The organism is Pseudoduganella flava (assembly GCF_007830495.1).
GTDB classification, from domain to species: domain Bacteria; phylum Pseudomonadota; class Gammaproteobacteria; order Burkholderiales; family Burkholderiaceae_D; genus Rugamonas; species Rugamonas flava.
Genome location: NZ_VLKW01000002.1, coordinates 608,882 through 629,654, shown reverse-complemented (window position 1 = coordinate 629,654; position 20,773 = coordinate 608,882). Strand labels below are relative to the sequence as shown.

The 20,773-nt window shown below is 67.5% G+C and carries 14 protein-coding genes; 7 read left to right on the top strand and 7 right to left on the bottom strand.

Features of this window, described 5'->3' with window-relative positions:
• Nucleotides 1–140 precede the first annotated feature (140 nt).
• Both IP92_RS07045 and IP92_RS07040 read right to left on the bottom strand, forming a co-directional pair.
• Nucleotides 141–368 carry a hypothetical protein gene (locus IP92_RS07045; RefSeq protein WP_145873813.1) on the bottom strand — a complete coding sequence of 76 codons (228 nt, stop codon included), beginning with the start codon at nt 366–368 and terminating at the stop codon, nt 141–143.
• Nucleotides 369–379: 11 nt separating this feature from the next.
• The gene (locus tag IP92_RS07040) at nt 380–2,575 is read right to left on the bottom strand and encodes an OsmC domain/YcaO domain-containing protein (protein ID WP_145873812.1); all 2,196 of its coding nucleotides are present in this window, start codon (nt 2,573–2,575) and stop codon (nt 380–382) included.
• 353 nt (nt 2,576–2,928) lie between these two features.
• On the opposite strand from IP92_RS07040, the gene IP92_RS07035 reads away from it, so the two are divergent.
• The 3 genes from IP92_RS07035 (at nt 2,929) to IP92_RS30385 (ending at nt 8,874) form a co-directional block, all read left to right on the top strand.
• A complete protein-coding gene (locus IP92_RS07035; protein ID WP_145873811.1) occupies nt 2,929–4,542 on the top strand; it encodes a methyl-accepting chemotaxis protein in 1,614 nt (537 codons plus the stop codon).
• A 152-nt stretch (nt 4,543–4,694) separates the two neighbouring features.
• Nucleotides 4,695–5,252, top strand: coding sequence for an RICIN domain-containing protein (locus tag IP92_RS07030; RefSeq protein ID WP_145873810.1), 558 nt, complete (start codon nt 4,695–4,697; stop codon nt 5,250–5,252).
• Between the two features lie 436 nt (nt 5,253–5,688).
• Nucleotides 5,689–8,874, top strand: coding sequence for a patatin-like phospholipase family protein (locus IP92_RS30385; RefSeq protein WP_229418668.1), 3,186 nt, complete (start codon nt 5,689–5,691; stop codon nt 8,872–8,874).
• Nucleotides 8,875–8,905: 31 nt separating this feature from the next.
• Here IP92_RS30385 and proX read toward each other — a convergent pair whose 3' ends face one another.
• The 5 genes from proX to IP92_RS06995 form a co-directional block, all read right to left on the bottom strand.
• Nucleotides 8,906–9,955: a glycine betaine/L-proline ABC transporter substrate-binding protein ProX gene (proX, locus tag IP92_RS07015; RefSeq protein WP_145873809.1), complete on the bottom strand. Its 1,050-nt coding sequence runs from the start codon at nt 9,953–9,955 to the stop codon at nt 8,906–8,908.
• A gap of 15 nt (nt 9,956–9,970) precedes the next feature.
• The gene (gene proW, locus IP92_RS07010; protein WP_145873808.1) at nt 9,971–11,068 is read right to left on the bottom strand and encodes a glycine betaine/L-proline ABC transporter permease ProW; all 1,098 of its coding nucleotides are present in this window, start codon (nt 11,066–11,068) and stop codon (nt 9,971–9,973) included.
• Nucleotides 11,065–12,300, bottom strand: coding sequence for a glycine betaine/L-proline ABC transporter ATP-binding protein ProV (gene proV / locus IP92_RS07005; protein ID WP_145873807.1), 1,236 nt, complete (start codon nt 12,298–12,300; stop codon nt 11,065–11,067). Before proV ends, proW begins: the two co-directional genes overlap by 4 nt.
• A 547-nt stretch (nt 12,301–12,847) precedes the next feature.
• Nucleotides 12,848–13,315: a hypothetical protein gene (locus IP92_RS07000; protein WP_145873806.1), complete on the bottom strand. Its 468-nt coding sequence runs from the start codon at nt 13,313–13,315 to the stop codon at nt 12,848–12,850.
• A 193-nt stretch (nt 13,316–13,508) separates the two neighbouring features.
• The gene (locus IP92_RS06995; RefSeq protein WP_145873805.1) at nt 13,509–14,969 is read right to left on the bottom strand and encodes an efflux transporter outer membrane subunit; all 1,461 of its coding nucleotides are present in this window, start codon (nt 14,967–14,969) and stop codon (nt 13,509–13,511) included.
• Nucleotides 14,970–15,055: 86 nt separating this feature from the next.
• Here IP92_RS06995 and IP92_RS06990 point away from each other — a divergent pair, with 86 nt between their 5' ends.
• The 4 genes from IP92_RS06990 to IP92_RS06975 all read left to right on the top strand — a co-directional run bounded on the left by IP92_RS06990 (nt 15,056) and on the right by IP92_RS06975 (nt 20,759).
• A complete protein-coding gene (locus IP92_RS06990; RefSeq protein WP_145873804.1) occupies nt 15,056–15,673 on the top strand; it encodes a TetR/AcrR family transcriptional regulator in 618 nt (205 codons plus the stop codon).
• Nucleotides 15,674–15,761: 88 nt separating this feature from the next.
• On the top strand, nt 15,762–16,868 hold the full coding sequence (locus tag IP92_RS06985; protein WP_145873803.1) for an efflux RND transporter periplasmic adaptor subunit: 1,107 nt from the start codon (nt 15,762–15,764) through the stop codon (nt 16,866–16,868).
• Nucleotides 16,865–19,966 carry an efflux RND transporter permease subunit gene (locus IP92_RS06980; protein ID WP_145873802.1) on the top strand — a complete coding sequence of 1,034 codons (3,102 nt, stop codon included), beginning with the start codon at nt 16,865–16,867 and terminating at the stop codon, nt 19,964–19,966. Before IP92_RS06985 ends, IP92_RS06980 begins: the two co-directional genes overlap by 4 nt.
• On the top strand, nt 19,953–20,759 hold the full coding sequence (locus tag IP92_RS06975) for an oxidoreductase (RefSeq protein WP_145873801.1): 807 nt from the start codon (nt 19,953–19,955) through the stop codon (nt 20,757–20,759). The genes IP92_RS06980 and IP92_RS06975 overlap by 14 nt, the downstream gene beginning before the upstream one ends.
• Nucleotides 20,760–20,773 lie beyond the last annotated feature (14 nt).

Below are 20,773 nucleotides of genomic sequence, written 5' to 3'. Positions count from 1 at the left end.
GTCATTTTTGATGAGGATAGGGGTTTCGGCGGTGCTCGTCAACAAAAAGTTAGCAAGGAGGTAGCACTTCAGCCGTGGCCGCGGGCGATGCGCGCCAGGTGGAATGGCCGGCGGCTTGCGCGCGCGCCGGCCCGGTGAACTCAGTCGAGCCGCTTCAACCGCTGCCCAAGGATGCCCCACTTGACCTCGACGCCATCAACCGTGCCGCACAACGCCCACCCGGTACCGATCTTCTCGACGGTGACGGGACTCTCGATCTCGGCGGCCACCTTCTCCGCCCACATACTGGCGGCACCCTGGCCCTTGAAGAGTTCCTGGCCCTGGTAGACGACGGTGGCGTCGAACACGGGTTTCGCGAAAATGGTCATGACTGGTCTCCTTATGCGTTGGCCGCGCGGGCGCGCGCCGCGTGCAGTTTGCGGTAGCTGTCGAGCAGGCGCGCGTGACGGTCCAGGCCTTCCAGCTTCATGCTCGTCGGCGTCAGGCCATAAAAGCGCACGGTGCCGTCGATCGAACCCAGCGCCGCGTCCATCCGCGCGTCGCCATACAGGCGGCGGAAGTTGACCACGTAGTCGTCCATCTCCAGCTCGTCGTCGAGCTCCACCTCCAGCACGGCATCCATCGCCCGGTAGAACAGGCGGCGCTCGGCGGTGTTGTCGTTGTACTGCAGGAAGGCGCCGACGAGATCGTGCGCGTCCTCGAACTGGCCCAGCGCCAGGTGGATCAGCAGCTTCAGTTCGAGCACCGTCAGCTGGCCCCATTCCGTGTTCTCGTCGAACTCGATGCCGATCAGCGTGGCGATGTCCGAGTATTCATCGAGCTCGTTGTTCTCGAGGCGATCCAGCAGGTCCGCGAGCGCGTCGTCGTCCAGGCGGTGCAGGTTCAGGATGTCTTCGCGGAACAGCAGCGACTTGTTCGTGTTGTCCCATACGAGGTCCTCGACCGGGTAGATCTCCGAGTAGCCGGGCACCAGGATGCGGCACGCCGTGGCGCCCAGCTGGTCGTACACGGCCATGTAGACTTCCTTGCCCGCGTCGGCCAGAAGGCCAAGCAACGTGGCCGCTTCCTGCGCGTTGGAGTCTTCGCCGTGGCCGGAGAAGTCCCACTCGACGAACTCGTGATCGGCTTTCGCGCTGAAGAAGCGCCACGACACGACGCCGGAGGAATCGATGAAGTGTTCGACGAAGTTGTTCGGCTCCGTCACGGCATTGCTGGCGAACGTCGGCGGCGGCAGGTCGTTCAAGCCTTCGAAGCTGCGGCCCTGCAGCAGTTCCGTCAGGCTGCGCTCCAGTGCCACCTCGAAGCGCGGGTGGGCGCCGAACGACGCGAACACGCCGCCGGTGCGCGGGTTCATCAACGTCACGCACATCACCGGGTAGGCGCCGCCCAGCGACGCATCCTTCACGAGCACGGGGAAGCCCTGCTCTTCAAGGCCGCGGATGCCGGCCAGGATGCCTGGGTACTTCGCCAGCACGTCGGCCGGCACGTCCGGCAGCGCCAGCTCGCCCTCGATGATCTCGCGCTTGACGGCCCGTTCGAAGATCTCGGACAGGCACTGCACCTGCGCTTCGGCCAGCGTGTTCCCGGCGCTCATGCCGTTACTGGCGTACAGGTTCTCGACAAGGTTGGACGGGAAGTACACCGTCTCGCCATCGGACTGCCGCACGAATGGCAGCGAGCAGATCCCGCGCGCCGTGTTGCCGGAGTTGGTGTCGATCAGGTGCGAGCCACGCAGCTCGCCGTCCGGGTCGTAGATCTCGCGGCAGTATTCGTCGAGGATCCCGGCCGGCAGCGCGTCCTTCGGGCCCGGCTGGAACCAGCGCTCGTTCGGGTAGTGCACGAACGGCGCGTTGGCGATGTCCTCGCCCCAGAATACGCCCGCATAGAAGTGGTTCGCGTTGATGCGCTCGATGTACTCGCCCAGCGCGGAAGCCAGCGCGCTTTCCTTCGTCGCGCCCTTGCCGTTGGTGAAGCACATCGGCGAATGCGCGTCGCGGATGTGCAGCGACCAGACGTTCGGCACGATATTGCGCCACGACGCGATCTCGATCTTGATGCCCAGCTCCGCCAGCAGGCCCGCCATGTTGGCGATGGTTTGCTCCAGCGGCAGGTCCTTGCCGGGGATGTAGGTGGCGCCGCCGCCCGGCTGCAACGTCAAGAGCGCCTGCGCGTCGGCGTCCAGGTTCTCCACTTCCTCGATGACGAACTCGGGGCCCGTCTGCACCACCTTCTTCACGGTGCAGCGGTCGATCGAGCGCAGGATGCCCTGGCGATCCTTCTCGGAGATATCCGGCGGCAGCTCGACCTGGATCTTGAAGGTCTGCTGGTAGCGGTTTTCCGGGTCGACGATATTGTTCTGCGAAAGCCGGATGTTCTCGGTGGGGATGCCACGGGTATCGCAGTACAACTTCACGAAGTACGCGGCGCACAGCGCCGACGACGCCAGGAAGTAATCGAACGGGCCGGGGGCCGAGCCGTCGCCCTTGTAGCGGATGGGCTGGTCGGCGATCACCGTGAAGTCGTCGAATTTGGCTTCGAGACGCAGCTTATCGAGAAAGTTGACCTTGATTTCCATGGTGGAGTTCCAAATGGGTGCTGATGAAAACAATGCGCTGCGCGCGGAATTACGAAAGCCCCGCCGCATGGAAACGCATCGGGTCGGGGTGGCGGATCGCGTGGACACGGCCTGGTCCCGCCCGGCGGGCGTTACCTTTGCAGCGGGGCTTTGGACGCCGGCCGCTTCGAGGGAAAGGCGACAGGTGCAGGATTATACCTGCTGATCGATACCGGCCGATGACCGGGGATGGGCCGCCGCGGCCCGGCAGGCATCGGGGCGGCTTCCAAAACGCCAGTCACGGCCGCGCAATAGCGGGCGCCTTCCTCCGTCAAAGCTCGCTACGATGCCCGCTATGTCGTCCGGGGGGGCTCATGTTGAACAACTGGAAAATCGGCGCACGACTGTACGCGGCATTCGCCGCGATCGTGGGAGCGTTACTGCTGCTGGTCGGTACCGCGTATCGCAACGTCGGCACGCTCAATGCGGCCAACGACATGAATGTGCACACCTATCAAGTGATCGGCGAAGCGCGCATGCTGCTGGAAAGCCTCATCAATATCGAGACCGGCCAGCGCGGCTTCTCGTTGTCGGGCAACGAGGCTTCGCTCGAGCCGCTGAACGCCGGCACTGCCGCATTCGGCAGCCACCTTGCGGCGATCCGCAGCCTCACCGCCGACAACCCGTCGCAGCAAGGCAAGCTCGATGAGATCGCACGCGCCGAGCAGGACTGGCTGGGGCAGGCGATCCAGCCGGCGATCGCATTACGCCGCCAGGTCGTCGCCGGTACCGCCAGCATCGACGATGTGCTCGTGCTGGAGCGGGCCGGCAAAGGCAAGGCCGGCATGGACGCGATGCGCGCCCGGATCGCTGCAGTGATGGACGCGGAGGAAGTGCTGCTGAAAGAGCGCGCCGCGCGGGCGGCCGCATTGCAAAGGCGCACGGAGGCGGTCCTGGCCATCGGCGGCTTGCTCGCGGCGCTGCTCGCCGGGCTGATCGCCTGGTGGATCGCCGGGAACATCACACGGCCGCTCGGCGAGGCGGTCGCGATCGCCGAGCGGGTCGCGCGCGGCGACCTGACGGGCGACATCGATAGTCGCTCCAACGATGAAATTGGCGCGCTGCTGAAGGCGCTGCGCGACATGAACCAGTCCCTCGTCAACATCGTCGGCAAGGTGCGCGACAGCACCGGGACGATCGCCACGGCGGCGGCCGAGATCGCGTCCGGCAACCTCGACCTTTCGTCGCGCACCGAACAGCAGGCGGGCTCGCTGGAAGAGACGGCATCGTCGATGGAGGAACTGACGTCCACCGTCAGGACAAACGCCGACAGCGCGCGCGCCGCCAACGACCAGGCGCTGGCCGCGAGCGGCCAGGCCCAACGGGGCGGCGAGATGATCGAGCAGGTCGCGGAGACGATGCGGCGCATCAACGACTCGTCGGCACGCGTCGCCGATATCGTCGCCGTCATCGACAGCATCGCGTTCCAGACCAATATCCTCGCGCTGAACGCGGCGGTGGAAGCGGCGCGCGCCGGGGAACAGGGCCGCGGATTCGCCGTCGTGGCGGGCGAAGTGCGCGCGCTGGCACACCGTGCGGCCAGCGCCGCCAAGGAAATCGGGCAGCTGATCAATACCTCGGTCGAGGACGTGCACGCTGGCAGCCGGCTCGTCGACGACGCCGTCGGCACCGTGCGCCAACTGGTCGGCAGCGTGCAGCAAGTAAGCCAGCTCATCGGGCACATCACCGCCGCGACCAACGAGCAGCAGGCGGGCATCGAACAAGTCAACAGCGCGATCACGCAGATGGACAACACCACCCAGCAAAACGCCGCCCTGGTCGAGCAGGCCGCCGCCGCCGCGGGCTCGCTGGAAGAACAGACGGGCGTCCTTGCCGGCACGGTGCGCGTGTTCACCCTGCCGGCCGGCCCGGCCGGCGCCCCCTCACCGCGGGAGGCCCCGCGTTCGTTGCCGCAACTGGCAAGGTAGCACCGCGCGCCAGCCCCCGCGGCTGGTGCGGCCGGGCGCCGCTACAACGGCCATACAGATCCGCGACAACTGGTGACAGCAGCGGCGCCACCATCGGCGCACTATTGCACGTGCCAGCCACACCCGCGATGGCGCCGAAAAAGGAGATCCGCATGAACGTCTGCCACTCATCGAGAAAACGTAGGCTGCGCCGTGGCGCGGCCACCTGTGCCGCACTGCTGGCGTCACTTGCCGCGCTGCCGCTGCCCGCTGCCGCCGAGCAGATCGGCGCCGAAGTCATGCTGGTCAACGCGAAGACGGCGAAATGCATGACGATCGCCGGTGGCGTCAGCACGGACAACAACGTCGATGCGGTGCAGTACGATTGCGACGCCGACCCATCGCGCCGCTGGACGCTGCGCGAAATGCGCAGCGGTATCTACCAGGTCGTCAACGTGCAGACCGGGAAGTGCCTGACGATCGCGGGCGGCGTCAGCACGGACAACAATGTGCGCGCGCTGCAGTACGACTGCGATACCCATCCTTCGCGAACGTGGCGCATCAGCGACGTGACGGGCACCGGCATCCACCAGCTGCGCAACGTGCAGACGAACAAGTGCCTGACGATCGCCGGCGGCACCTCGCCCGAGAACAACCTGCAGGGTGTGCAGTACAACTGCGACGCGGATACGTCGCGGCGCTGGATCATCCGGCTCAAGCTGCGCGGTTGAAGCGCGCCTCGCAAGCATGCTGCAAGTGTTGTAAAAGCTGATTATCTTTTCGCTAGCCAGGCGGCGGGGCGGCGACGCTCCGGCCAATATGTGTAAGATTTTTTATACGTCGCCAGATTTCGCGTAAACCGCCGGCGACATCACGGTCCGGCCAGATTGCAGCCGGAGCACCCGTCCCGCAGCCGCTGGAGGCTGACATGAGCAGTGGATCCGCAACGCGCCCCGCCCTGCGCCAGCTCGTCGGCGAGCCTTGCGCACCCGTCGGCATGGCGCGGCCGCCGCGCGACCTGTGCCAGCATCCGCCGAGTTGACGCCGGCCGCCTGCAGGACTTCCCTTCCCGGTCCGCGCGTGCGGACCTTTCCGGTCTGGTTGCGGTGACGCCGCGCCGGGGCTGCGTGCGCCCCGCCGTGCCGCACCGCTTGCGGTGGAGCGATCATGCCCGACTACGTGCTACCCACATCCGACGGCCAGCGCATGGACATCCGGCGCAAGCTGGAACACCTCGGCATCGACTGCAGCAAGGGGCTCGAGCACGGCTTCGCGCAGTTCTGCCGGCACTTCGACTGCCAGGCCACGCATCCGTGGCAATCGCTGACGGAGCAGGCCGGCAACACGTTCAGCGAAGTCTTCCGCTTCGAGCTGGACGCGCTGGCGGGCGCCATTCCGCCCGCGACGAAGCCGGCGGACCTCGACAAGGTGTACCGGGAAGCGCACGACGCCAGGCTGACGGCGCTGGCGTTCTCCGGCGGCGGCATCCGCAGCGCCACGTTCAACCTGGGCGTCGTCCAGGCTCTCGCCGAGCTGAAGCTGCTGCACGACTTCGACTACCTGTCCACCGTGTCCGGCGGCGGCTATATCGGCGGCTGGCTGTCGAAGTGGATCCACCACCAGCATGGCGACGTGGGCAGCGTCGAAAGCGCGTTGACAGCGGGCCACCCCGAGCTGGCACCCGACAACCAGCAACAGCCGGCCGCGCCGGAGCCGCCCTTGACGGAGCCCCGCCCCGTCCAGTTCCTGCGCCGCTACAGCAACTACCTGACGCCGCGCACCGGCATGTTCAGCGTCGACACGTGGACGCTGATCTGCACCTACCTGCGCAACACGCTGCTCAACATGGCCACGCTGGTGGCCTGGCTCGCGCTGCTGTTCCTTGTGCCGCGCGTCATCCTGCAGTGCGTCGTGCCGCTGGTCGACGAGCGCAGCGGCACATTGGGGCTGGCCGCGGCGGCGTGCTTCCTTGTCGCGGTGGGCTGCATCGCGTTCGGCATCTCGCGCCGCGATCCGCGCCCGTGGCGCGGCGTCGGCCTGCAAGGCCAGCTGGCGGTGGTTTGCGGCGTGTGCCTGCCGCTGGTCGCGGCGGGCGTCTTCGGCAGCCTCGCGCTGTCGCAGGTCGCACCGGACATCAACGCGTTCTGGACGCGGGGAGAGATACCGGATACGTGGCACTACGCGGTGCTGCTCGCGCCGGGCGTCTGCTATTTCCTGGCCTGGGCAACGGGCTGGACCGTCGCGCAAATCCTCAACTGGCGCGATGCCGGGCCATCGTCCGCCCCGGGCGGCGACGGGCCGCTGCTGCGGCGCCTGCAAGCGGTTTTCCTGATGGGATTGACGCACCTGATCTGTGCCATGGTGGCGCTGGCTGTCGGCACGCTGCTGCTGATCCAGCTGATCGTGTTCGCCAGCGGCACGACGCACGCCAACGCGGTTCGCGTCCTGACCTTCGGCATGCCGATCCTGCTGGGACTGTTCGGCATCTCGATCACGCTGATGATCGGCCTCGTCGGCAGGCTGTACAGCGACGCCAGCCGAGAATGGTGGGCACGCCAGGCCGCCTGGACCGTGATCTGCGCCGCCGCGTGGCTGTTCCTGTTCGGCTGCACGTTCTACCTGCCCCCGTTGCTCGACTGGGCCTGGACCAACTACGTCACCACCACGGCGATCACGGGCGCATTGACGTCACTGCTGACCCTGCTGGGGCTGAAGGCGGGCAGCAGCAAGTCGACGGGCTCGGCGCAACCCGTGCGCAGCAAGGAACTGGTGGCGCTGATCGCACCGTATGCGTTCAGCGTGCTGGCGATCGCCACGCTGACGACGGCACTGCAGGCGCTCGTCGCCCCCGTGGCATCGAACACGCCGCTACCCGTGCCGCTGGGCGCGCAGCCGGTTGCGTGCCCACAGAAGGACCCGTGCAAGCCCGCCCCGCCGCCGGCGCAACCGCTGGCGGAGCTCCTGGAGCGCTACACCGCCTGCAGCAGCACCCTGCGCGCGTGCCTGGCCGGGCCACGCGACCCTTCACTGCGCGGCTATACGGTGTGGTGCCCCGGCCCGCCGATGGCCGCCGGCACGCTGCTGCTGTGCTTCCTTGGCATCGGCCTCGTGCTGTCCTGGCGCGTCGACGTCAACAAGTTCTCGTTGTACATGATGTACCGGCTGCGGCTGGTACGGGCGTATTTCGGCGCCAGCACGCCGCACCGCGCGCCCCATCCGTTCACCGGGTTCGACGCACAGGACGACCCGCCGCTGGCGGACATGCTGGCGCAGCAGGCGCCCGGCCCCGGCGCGGGCAGGCTGCAGCGGCCGTACCATCTGGTCAACGCCGCGATCAACCTGGTGGGCGGCAAAGAGCTGGCGTGGCAGCAGCGCAAGGCCGGCAATTTCCTGTTTTCGCCCGCCTTTACGGGCTTCGAACTGCCGCGCCTGCCCGGCAGCGAAGGCGTGCGGCCGCAGCTGCGCGGCGCATACCGCCCCACCGCCATGTATGCGTCGCAGGAGTCCTGGCTGCGCGACAACGACGCCGGCGTCATGCTGGGCACCGCCGTGGCGGTATCGGGCGCGGCGGCCAGCCCGAACATGGGCTACCACTCGTCGCCGCCGCTGTCATTCCTGATGACGCTGTTCAACCTGCGCCTGGGGCGCTGGTCGCCCAATCCGATGCGGCACAACGTATGGAAAAGGCCCGCGCCGCGCTTCGGCCTGTTCAGCATCATGGCCGAGCTGCTGGGGCTCACCGACGCGACCGCGCGATTCCTGTACCTGTCCGACGGCGGCCACTTTGAAAACCTGGGGATCTACGAGCTGGTCAGGCGGCGCTGCCGGCTGATCGTCGCCATCGACGCCAGCGCGGACAAGGGCAACCGCTTCGAAGACCTCGGCAATGCGATCCGCAAGTGCGTGACGGACTTCAACGTGCCGATCGACCTGGATGCCAGCAAGATCCGCGCGCTGGAGGCCGACAGCAAGGACGACACCAAGGCAGGCGTCTGCTTCGTGACGGGCCGGGTGCGCTACAGCCAGGCGGACGGCCCCTGCGCCGACGGCATCCTGCTGTACATCAAGCCGACGATCATCGGCGGCGAGAACGCGGACGTGCTCAACTACAGCAAGCTGCACCCGGAGTTTCCGCACCAGAGCACCGCGGACCAGTTCTTCGACGAGAGCCAGTTCGAGAGCTACCGCGCACTGGGCCGCCACGCGACGCTCACCGCGCTGCGCGACATCGCAAGCGCCGCCGCGGGACTGGAAGGCAAGCAGCGCGTCGAGGCGCTGTGCGCCGCCTTGTACAAGCGGGCGTTCCCAGCGACCGCGGCATCCCCCGCTCCGCCGGCGGCATCGCCGCCTTGAGCACGGACGCGCGCCAGGCGCCCTGCCGCGCTCAGCGTTGCGCGGCCGCCAGCGCCTGCGCGATCCAGCTGTCGAACAACTGCTGGTGGTACGCGATCCACCCTGCCGTATGCCGCGCGATATCGGCCTGCGTATTCTCGCCGCTGCGCATGCGCTCGTTCTGTGCATTGATGTCGGCGATCGGCAGCCGCATCACTTCGAACAGCTTGACGGCCGCCGGATTCTTCTCGGCCCACGCGCGGTTCACGACGATCCGCGTGGTGTTGACGGAAAAGCCGTAGTCGCTGCCGTCGGCCAGGCGGGTACTGGCATGCGCCGGATTCGCCGAGAACGGCACCTGCAGCCACACGACGTCCTGGCCCGGCACCAGCACGCCGCTGACCCAGTACGGCGTCCACGTGTAGTACAGCACCGATTCGCCGCGCTGGTAGCGGCCGATCGTGTCGGCCATCAGCGCCGGATAGCTGCCCTGCACGTGCGTGACGGTCGTGCGCAGCTGGTAGGCGTCCAGGTGGTGCTCGATCATCGCCTCGCAGCCCCAGCCCGGGTTGCAGCCGGCCAGGTCGGCCTTGCCGTCGCCGTCATGGTCGAACAGCTTGGCCAGGCCCGGGTCGCGCAGCTGTTCGATGTTGGTGATGTTGTACTTCTCGGCCGTGGCCCTGTCGATCAGGTAGCCCTGTGCCGCCGGGCCGGCATACGCGCCGACGCGCAGCAGTTTCGTGTCGCCACCGGCATTGTCGTAATAGTCCTGGTGCAGCGGGTCCCAGTGCACGGCGAGGAAGGTGGCGTCGCCGTTGGCGATCGCCACGTGCGCCGTCGGATACTCGACTTCCTTGATCGGCTGCGTCTCGTAGCCCAGCTTTTCCAGCGCGCGCTCGACGAGCATCGTCTGGAACGTCTCCTCGGCGATCGGGCTTTGCAGCGCCTGCACCTTGATGCCCTTGCCTGGCAGGCCGGCATCGGGCGTTTGCGCCATCGCGAAGCTGGTGGTCAGGGCCAGGGCAGCCAGCGCCAGGGCGGAGATCCAGCGGAACTTGCGCTGCGTTTTATGGGTGACTTCGAAGTGTTCGATATGCTGCATGCGTTTCCTTTCTGCTTATTGCGCGGTGACGGGCGTGGGCGCGTCGACGGGTGCGGCACTGCCGCGCACCAGGCGAACGACGAGTCCTGCGGGACCCGTCTCGTACCAGTGACGGGCGCCGCGGCGCGGTTGTCCCATCGCCTGCGTCAGGCGATCCAGCGTGATGGCCAGCAGCACGATGCCGAGGCCGCCGACGGTGGCCAGGCCCATGTCGAGCCGGCCGATGCCGCGCAATACCATCTGGCCCAGTCCACCGACGGCGATCATCGACGCGATCACCACCATCGACAGCGACAGCATCAGCGACTGGTTGATGCCCGCCATGATCGACGGCATTGCGAGCGGTAGCTGCACGCGGGTCAGCAACTGCCATGGCGACGCACCGTAGGCCCGCGCCGCTTCGATCAGGTCCGGCCGCACCTGGCGGATGCCGAGGCTGGTCAGGCGCACCAGCGGCGCCAGCGCGAAGATGATCGTCACGATCACGCCCGGCGCGTTGCCGATCCCGAACAGCATCACCACTGGCACCAGGTACACGAAGGCGGGCGTGGTCTGCATCGCGTCCAGCAACGGGCGCAGGATGTTCTGGGCGCGGTCGCTGTTCGCCAGCAGGATCCCCAGCGGCAAGCCGATCGCCAGGCAGAACGCCAAAGACGTGAGCACCAGCGACAGCGTGATCATCGCCTCGTGCCACACGCCCAGCATCGCCACGACCAGCAGCGCCAGCACGGTGCCGGCGGCCAGCGCGCGGCTGGTGAACTGCCAGGCCAGCAGGCCGATGATGGCGATGACCGTCAACGACGGCGCGGCCAGCAGCACGTCGCCCATGCCGGTCAACGTCGCATCGATCGGCGCGCGCACGGTCTGGAAGAACGGCCGGAAGTGCGCAACCACCCAGCCCAGTCCTTCGTTGATGCCGGCCTGCAGCGGCAGCGAGCCGTCGAGGAGTTGCGAAAGGTGCGCCCCTGCGGCCTGTTCGGACGCACCCTTGGCCGCATCGAGCCACGAAGTGTCGGTCGGCGGCGTCGGCAGCCATGGGTTGGCTGGCGTCGACTGGTGGATGATCAGCTCCGGCGGCGTGGCGCTGTTGGCGATGGGGGAAGTCGGATTCATGCTTGTCCTTTCTGGGTCTGTGGCTCGGCGATGGGCGGCGTGTCGCGGTCGAGGAACTTCAGCAACGTGGTCTTGCTGATGGCGCCGCGGAAGCTGCCGTCGTGCGCCACGACGGGCACCGCGTACGGCAGTTGCGCCACCTGGCCGAACAGGTCCGCGACGGGCGCGTCCGCATCGATGCGCTGCACATCCGGCAGGTACGCATGCGACAGGCCCAGCGGGCCGGTGTGGCCATCAAGGGCACTGCGCAGCGAGTCGGCCGACACCATGCCGAGGAAGGCGCGCTGCGGATTGACGACGTAGGCATATGCCCTGTCCTGCTCTTCCAGCATCGACAGCGCGGCACGTGCGCCGCGGGTCGGCGATTCGGACACGACGATCTGGCTCTTGCGGGCGATATCGCCGGCCTTGAACACGGCCGCCGCATCGACGCCGCGCACGAAGTTGCGCACCCAGTCGTTGGCGGGCTTGCGCAGGATGTCTTCCGGCGTGCCCACCTGCACCACATGGCCATCCTTCATGATGGCGATGCGGTCGCCGATGCGCATGGCTTCGTCGAGGTCGTGCGAAATGAAGACGATCGTGCGGCGCTTGATCTGCTGCAGGCGCAGGAGCTCCGATTGCATCTCGGTGCGCATGATGGGATCGAGCGCGGAAAACGCCTCGTCCATCAGCAGGATCGACGGATCGCAGGCAAGCGCGCGGGCCAGCCCGACGCGCTGCTGCATGCCGCCGGACAGCTCGTCCGGATAACTGCCCGCGTAGGCCGCGAGACCGACCTGCTCCAGCGCCTGGCGGGCCAGCGCATGCCGCTCCGCCTTCGGCACGCCGGCCAGTTCCATGCCGAACGCCGTGTTGTCGAGCACCGTCAGCTGCGGCAGCAGCGCGAACGACTGGAACACCATGCTGATGTCCTTGCGGCGCAGCGCACGCAGCTCCTTGTCCGGCAAGGTATTGATGTCGTTGCCGTCGACGAGGATGCGGCCGGCCGTAGGCTCGATCAGGCGGTTCAGCATGCGTACCAGCGTGGACTTGCCCGAACCGGACAGGCCCATGATGACGAAGATCTCGCCTGCCTCGATCGTGAAGGTGGCGTCGTGCACGCCGATGGCGCAGCCGGTGCTGGTGAGGATTTCCTGCTTGCTGGCGCCCTGCCGCACCAGCGCGAGCGCGGCGTCGGGCTGGTCGCCGAAGACCTTGAAGACATGGTCGATGAGGATTTGTTTTGCCACGTTGTGGTTCTCCTTCGATGTTCGAGTGACGGTCGAGACCCGGCGGCCACGGGGCCTCGAGCGGGAATCGGCGAACCCTGGGCCAATGGCGGTGCGACGGCGCCGATGGGATGCATGGCGCACGCAAGCGATGGACAGGGCGTGACACGCGGGACCACTAGGCGAGCCTGCGGACCGGGGACGCCGTAGCGTCGTATGCGTATCAAAGGTGCGTGCTAAAAGAGGCTGGGGTTCAGGACTTTTAACCACGCGGGTGGCATGTGGAACATGGCACCGGGTGTTTGACGGCGGGCGCCAAACGATTAATGGATGCGGGCGCGAGGCCCTGATGACGTTCCCGCGATTGGGCGGGAAACATGGTGCGGCTGCGATGTTGCTACTGCATTGCCAACGTACTGCCGCACATAACTGTTGTTAATGTACGTCAATTATAGCCCAAAACGGCCTAACTGTCCAGCTACGCCCTGCGCTGGCACGCGGGAGCCCGCCCCGCGACGTATCGCCGCCCCCGGCCGGGGCATATCGAACTCCTGAGCGAACGCCTGAGCTAAGCGGCTTGGCCTAGCGATGCGCCGCCTGTCGGATGCGCCGGCATTGCCTTGACGAGCACAAATCCGACCGCCAATCCTGCGCCTGCAAGTCCCCAGACGATGGCTGCCACGATCTCGAAGGTATTGCGCAGTTCCGGGTGATTGACGGCCAGCACCGGCAACAGCAGCGCACGGCCGATGCAGACGGCAGCCATCGTGGCCAGTCCGATCCTTTGCAGCGGCGGGCGCCGGACCAGCCCGATGGCGGACGCGGCGTAATAACCGCACGCGCCCATCAGGCCGGCAATGACAGCGCAACTGACCGGTGCAAGCCATGTGCCTGCCTCATACGATGCGATGACGCTCGGCGGCGCATTGAAGAACGTGAAACAGGACAGCCCCGCAAACATGGCGCCCACATGGATCACAACGCCGGACAAGGCGATGAGGATGGAGGATGCCACCAGGGCTTTGGCAATTTTCATCGGAGGTGTTCCGAGCAATCGGATCGGCGGAGCACGCGACATGCGGTATCCGGATCTCGACAGTTGGACTCAGCTTACCACGCTGTTCGGCCTGAAAACTCCAACAATGTAACAGCCGGGTTCTGCGTTGGGCGGAAGCATCCCGGCGCGTATTCCGAGGCATATCCGGCATGCCGCGCCTTTGAACAGCCGGCTAGTTCAGCGCCAGCGCGTCCGCCTCACCTCCTTGCCAGCCGCCCCCGAGCGCCTTGAAAGACGCGACCGCCGCCCGTGCGGATTCCGTTTGCGCCTGCGCGCGCGCATCGGCGGCGCGCAGCAGGTGCTCGTCGGCCTGCAGCACCTCCGTCAGGCTGACAACCCCTTTCTCGTATGCCGCGAACGCGGCCGAGCGCGCGCGCCCGAGCGCATCCACGCCCTCGCTCAACACGGCAGCCTGTTCCTCGCGTTTGACGAGGTTCGACAGGGCATTCTCCACGTCCTCGGTGGCACGCAGCGCGGCAAGACGGTAGGCGTGCAGCAGTTCGGCCTCCTGCCCCCGCGCCAGCGCGATCTGCGCATCGATCCGGCCGAAGTCGAACAGCCGCCAGCGCAGGCCGAGGAACCCCGCCGCCTGGCTCGCGCCACTGCCGAACAGATTGCCGCTGGAGAGCGACGTGGCGCTGCCGATCAAGGCACCGAGCGAGAACTTCGGATAATACTCGGCGATGGCGGCGCCGCTGCGCGCGTGGGAAGCGGCCAGGCGGCGCTCGGCGGCGATCAGGTCGGGCCGGCGCCGCAACAGTTCTCCAGGGGTGCCGGCCGTGGCGATGCGGGGCGCCGCCGGGATGGCTGCCGCTTCAGCCAGCTCCGCCCGATGCGTTCCCGGTGCGGCGGCCAGCATCACGTCCAGCGCGTTCATCGCCGTGTCCAGGCCCGTCTCCAGCACCGGCACGGCGGCCCGCACCTGCGCGAGCGCGCCTTCGGCCTGCCGGAGCTGCAGCTCGGCGGCCAAGCCCTTGCCGTACAACAGAGTGACGAGGGCGAGCAGGTCCTGCTGCGTCTTGACCTGCCGCCGGGCGATGTCCAGGCGCGCCTGCAAGCCGCGGAGGACGATGTAGATGTCGGCTGTCTGCGCCGCGACCGCCAGCCGCGTGACCAACGCGCCCGCCTGCGACGACTGGTATTCGGCAAGCGCCGCCTCGCGTCCACGGCGCAGGCCGCCGAACAGGTCCAGTTCCCAGCTCGCGGCGAGATTCGCCTCGTAGGCATTGCCATGGCGGTCGAAACCGGGCGTGGCGTTCAACACCTGCCCCACCGGGGTCTCCACGGACTGGTAAGCCCGCGCCGCCTGGCCGGTGACGTTCGCCGAGGGCTGCAGCGCGGCGCTGGCCGCCGCCAGCCCGGCGCGCGCTTGCGTTACGCGCGCTGTGGCCTGGGCGAGATCGAGGTTCCGCTCCAGCGCCAGCGCCACATAGCGCGCCAGCTCGGGATCGCCGAAGGCCTTCCACCAGGCGGCCAGGTCGGCATCGGCAGCCGCCGGCCGCTGGATCACGGCAGCCTGGCCATGGAAGCGGTCGGGCAAGGGCACGTCGGGGCGGACGTAGTCGGGGCCGGCCGCGCAGCCTGCCGACAGCGCGGCCACCAGCAGGACGGCTTGAGTAGGTTTGGACAACATTTCGCATTTCCATTGCAGTGAAGAGTGACCAGAATACCATATGGTCACTAGTTGTCCAGTCTTTCGCCGTGGCGTAAACTGGCGCCATGACGAAAACCACCACCTCCCCCACCCCTGCGCGCGGGCCGGCCGAGCACGACGTGCGCGACCAGATCGTGGCCGCCGCGACCGAGCATTTCAGCCGCTACGGCTATGAGAAGACCACGGTGTCCGACCTGGCCAAGGCCATCGGCTTCTCCAAGGCATACATCTACAAATTCTTCGAATCGAAGCAGGCCATCGGCGAGATGATCTGTACGAATTGCCTGGCCGAGATCGAAGCCACTGTCGTGGCGGCCGTCGAACAGGCCGACGGCCCGCCGGAAAAGCTGCGGCGCATGTTCAAGGCCATCGTCGAGTCCAGCCTGCGGCTGTTCTTCCAGGACCGCAAGCTGTATGAAATCGCCGCCTCGGCGGCGACGGAAGGCTGGCAATCCACGCTCGCTTACGAACAGCGCATCCAGGCGCTGCTGCGCGACATCCTGCAGCAAGGCCGCCACAGCGGCGACTTCGAGCGTCGCACGCCGCTGGACGAAACCACGATGGCCATCTACCTGGTGATGCGCCCGTACCTGAACCCGTTGATCCTCCAGCACAGCTTCGATCACGTCGAGGAAGCGCCGGCCCGCCTGTCCGGCCTGGTACTGCGCAGCCTGTCGCCATGAGAGCAATCCGTGAAATCGTTGTGACCATTGACTGAATTGGTCACTCGAATCATAATGAAAGCCTCCTCACTTTCTCGCAGGGGCTTTCATGCTTCGAGTCCGTCTCCCCCTCATTCTCTTCAGTTGTGCATTACCGTTGACGCTGGCCGCCTGCGGCGACAGCGTGCCGGCCGACCCGCGGACCGAGGCGCCGCTGGTGCGCGCCGCGTTCGTCCAGGGCGCGTCCGTCCCGGCGCGCGCGTTCACCGGCATCGTCGCTGCCCGGGTACAAAGCGACTTGGGCTTCCGAGTGCCCGGCAAGGTGCTGGAGCGGCTCGTCGATGCCGGCCAGACCGTCAAAGAGGGCCAGCTGCTCATGCGCCTCGACGCGGTCGACCTGAAGCTTGCCGCCCAGGCGCAGCAGGAAGCGGTGGCCGCGGCGCGCGCCCGCGCAGTGCAGACGGCGGAAGACGAAGCGCGCTATCGCGACCTGCGCGGCACCGGCGCGTTGTCCGCCTCCGCCTACGACCAGGTGAAAGCGGCAGCCGATGCCGCCCGGGCCCAATTGAGCGCCGCAGAAGCCCAGGCCGTCGTTGCCCGTAACGCCACCAGCTACGCGGAACTGCGCGCGGACCGCGATGGCGTCGTCGTCGATACGCACGCCGAACCGGGCCAGGTGGTCGGTGCCGGTCAAATCGTCGTGCGGCTGGCGCAGGCGGGCCGGCGCGAAGCCATCGTCCAGCTGCCGGAAACGCTTCGTCCCGCGCTCGGCTCGACCGCGCAGGCGCAGTTGTTCGGCAGGGACGGCGCCGCGCCCGCCACGCTGCGGCAATTGTCGGATGCGGCCGACCGAGTCACCCGCACCTTCGAGGCCCGCTACGTGCTCGCTGGCGAGCTGGCGAACGCACCGCTGGGCAGCACCGTCACGATCAGCATGGGCACGCAGCAGGCTGCGTCGCAGCCGGGCGTGCAGGTGCCGATCGGTGCGGTCTTCGATGGCGGCCGGGGGCCGGCCGTGTGGCTCATCGACGGCAAGCCGGCCAAGGTATCTCGCCGCGCCGTCAAGGTGCTGCACCTGGGCGACGACAGCGCCCAGGTGGCCGGCCAGCTGCGACAGGGCGACCGCGTGGTCGCACTGGGTACCCACCTGCTCGCCGATGGCATGGCGGTGCGCGTCGCCTCACCCGCCGCCCCATTGCAAGGGGCGCAGCCGTGAGCGCAGGCCGCTTCAACCTCTCGGCGCTCGCCGTGCGCGAGCGCTCGATCACGCTGTTCCTGATCTGCCTGATTTCGGTCGCCGGCGTGCTGGCGTTCCTGCAGCTGGGCCGTGCGGAAGACCCGCCGTTCACGATCAAGCAGATGACGGTCGTCACGGCATGGCCCGGCGCCACGGCGCAGGAGATGCAGGACCAGGTCGCCGAGCCCCTGGAAAAACGCCTGCAGGAACTGCGCTGGTACGACCGCACGGAAACCTACACCCGTCCGGGCCTTGCCTTCACGATGCTTTCGCTGCGCGACAACGCACCGCCGGCGGCCGTGCAGGAGGAGTTCTACCAGGCCCGCAAGAAGCTGGCGGACGAGGCGCCCAGGTTGCCCGCCGGCGTCATCGGCCCGATGGTCAACGACGAATATGCGGACGTGACGTTCGCGCTGTTCGCGCTGAAAGCGAAAGGCGAGCCGCAGCGCCTGCTGGTGCGCGATGCGGAAGCGCTGCGCCAGCAACTGCTGCACGTGCCGGGTGTGAAGAAGGTCAACATCATCGGCGAACAACCGGAACGCATCTTCGTGTCGTTCGCACATGACCGCCTGGCCACGCTGGGCGTCACGCCGCAGGACATCTTCGCCGCCCTCAACAACCAGAACGTGCTGACACCGGCCGGGTCCATCCAGACCAGGGGCGCCCAGGTCTTCGTGCGCGTGGATGGGGCGTTCGACAAGCTGGACAAGATCCGCCAGACGCCCATCGTCGCGCAGGGCCGTACGCTGAAGCTCGCGGACGTCGCCACCGTCGAACGGGGCTACGAGGACCCGGCCACCTTCCTCGTCCGCAACCAGGGGGAGCCGGCACTGCTGCTGGGCGTCGTGATGCGCGACGACTGGAATGGCCTCAAGCTGGGCAAGGCACTGGACGCTGAAATCGCCCGGATCGGCGCTGGTCTGCCGTTGGGCATGAGCCTGACGAAGGTGACGGATCAGGCAGTGAACATCAGCTCGGCGGTGGACGAATTCATGGTCAAGTTCTTCGTCGCCCTGCTGGTGGTGATGGTCGTCTGCTTCGTCAGCATGGGCTGGCGCGTGGGCATCGTCGTCGCGGCGGCGGTGCCGCTGACCCTGGCCGCGGTCTTCGTGATCATGGCGGCCACGGGCAAGAACTTCGACCGTATCACGCTGGGCTCGCTGATCCTGGCCCTGGGCCTGCTGGTGGACGACGCGATCATCGCCATCGAGATGATGGTCGTGAAAATGGAGGAAGGCTACAGCCGAGTGGCGGCATCGGCGTACGCCTGGAGCCATACGGCGGCGCCCATGCTGTCCGGCACACTGGTCACCGCCATCGGCTTCATGCCGAACGGTTTCGCGCGCTCGACGGCGGGCGAATACACCAGCAATATGTTCTGGATCGTCGGCATCGCGCTGATCGTGTCGTGGGTGGTGGCGGTGGCGTTCACGCCCTACCTGGGCGTCAAGCTGCTGCCGGAACTGGCAAAGGTCGAGGGCGGCCACGCGGCGATCTACGATACCCGCAACTACCGGCGCTTGCGCCGGGTGCTGGAACGCGTCATCGCCCGCAAATGGCTCGTTGCCGGCACCGTCATCGGCGCATTCGTGCTGGCCATTGCCGGCATGGGCCTCGTGAAGAAGCAGTTCTTCCCCACCTCCGACCGGCCCGAAGTGCTGGTCGAGGTGCAGATGCCGTACGGGACCGCGATCGAGCAGACCAGCGCCGCGGCTGCCAAGGTGGAAGCGTGGCTGGCGAAACAGAAGGAAGCGCGCATCGTCACGGCCTACATCGGCCAGGGCGCGCCCCGCTTCTTCCTGGCGATGGCACCCGAATTGCCCGATCCGTCGTTCGCCAAGATCGTCGTACTGACGGGCGACGACAAGGAACGGGAAGCCCTCAAATTCAGGCTGCGCCAGGCGGCCGCCGACGGCCTCGCGCCGGAAGCGCGCGTGCGCGTGACCCAGATCGTGTTCGGTCCCCCGTCGCCTTTCCCCGTGGCTTACCGCGTGATGGGGCCGGACCCGGACCAGCTGCGCACGATCGCCGCGCAAGTGGCGGACACAATGCGCGCCAGCCCGCTGATGCGCACCGTGAATACGGACGGGGGGCCGCGCACCCCTGCCCTGCACTTCACACTGGACCAGGACCGGCTGCAGGCGGTCGGCCTGACGACCAGTTCGGTGTCCCAGCAACTGCAGTTCCTGCTGAACGGCGTGCCGCTGACCCAGGTGCGCGAGGACATCCGCTCGGTGCAGGTGGTGGGGCGCGCGGCCGGCGACATCCGCCTCGATCCCGCGCGGATCGCCGGCTTCACGCTGGTCGGGTCAGGCGGACAGCGCATCCCTCTGGCGCAAGTCGGTTCCGTCGACGTGCGGATGGAAGACCCGATCCTGCGCCGCCGCGACCGCACGCCCACGATCACCGTGCGCGGCGACATCGCCGAAGGACTGCAACCGCCGGACGTGTCCACCGCCGTGATGCGGCAGCTGCAGCCGATCGTCGACCGGCTGCCGGCCGGCTACCGGATCGAACAGGCCGGCTCGATCGAGGAATCCGGCAAGGCCACGACGGCGATGCTGCCGCTGTTCCCGATCATGATCGCCACGACGCTCCTCATCATCATCGTGCAGGTGCGCTCGATCGCCGCGATGGTGATGGTGTTCGCCACCAGCCCGCTCGGCCTGATCGGCGTGGTGCCGACCTTGCTGCTGTTCCGGCAGCCGTTCGGCATCAATGCGCTGGTCGGCTTGATCGCCCTGTCGGGCATCCTGATGCGCAATACGCTGATCCTGATCGGCCAGATCCGCGAAAACGAGGAGGCGGGGCTGGAACCGTTCCGGGCGGTCGTCGAAGCAACCGTGCAGCGCTCCCGCCCGGTGCTGCTGACGGCATTGGCGGCGATGCTGGCCTTCATTCCGCTGACCCATTCCGTGTTCTGGGGCACGCTCGCCTATACGCTGATCGGCGGCACCTTTGCCGGGACCGTGCTGACGCTGGTGTTCCTGCCGGCCATGTATGCGATCTGGTTCAGGATCAGGCCAACGCCCCCATCCACCACTGTCATAGAAAGAAACCACCATGTCGAACCCTGAAGTTGTTGTCGTCACCGGCGTGTCGTCCGGTATCGGCCGTGCCGCCGCGCAGAAGTTCGCCGAGCGCGGGTGCCGCGTCTTCGGCACCGTGCGCACTGCCGCCACGGCACAGCAGATACCCGGCGTGACCCTCGTTGAAATGGATGTGCGCGACGACGCGTCGGTCGGGCGCGCCATCGAGGCCGTCATCGCCCGGGCCGGGCGCATCGACGTGCTGGTCAACAGCGCCGGCGTGACGTTGCTGGGCGCGGCGGAGGAAACGTCGATCGCCGAAGCCGCCGCGCTGTTCGACACCAACCTGTTCGGGCTGCTGCGCACGAGCCAGGCCGTGCTGCCGCACATGCGCGCACGGCGATCCGGCCGCATCGTCAACGTCAGCTCCGTGCTGGGCTTCCTGCCGGCGCCGTACATGGCGCTGTATGCGGCGTCGAAGCATGCCGTCGAAGGGCTGTCCGAGACGCTGGACCACGAAGTCCGCCAGTTCGGCATTCGCGTGGCGCTCGTCGAGCCCTCTTTCACGAAGACCAACCTCGACGAGAACGCGCCGCGCGCCGCCGCCGTGGTTCCCGCTTACGACACGGAGCGCAGCGCCGTTGCGCAGGCGATCCGCGCCAACGTCCGGCAGGCGCCGCCACCCGAGCGCGTTGCCGCGACGATCGTCGCCGCCGCGCTGGGGGCATGGAAGATGCGCCATACGCCGCAGGGCGAGGCTGCGCTGCTGGCCCGGTTGCGGCGCTATCTGCCGGCCGGGCCGGTGGGGAAAGGCATCAGGAAAACGTTCGGCCTGGCCTGAGCCGGCCGGCGCAT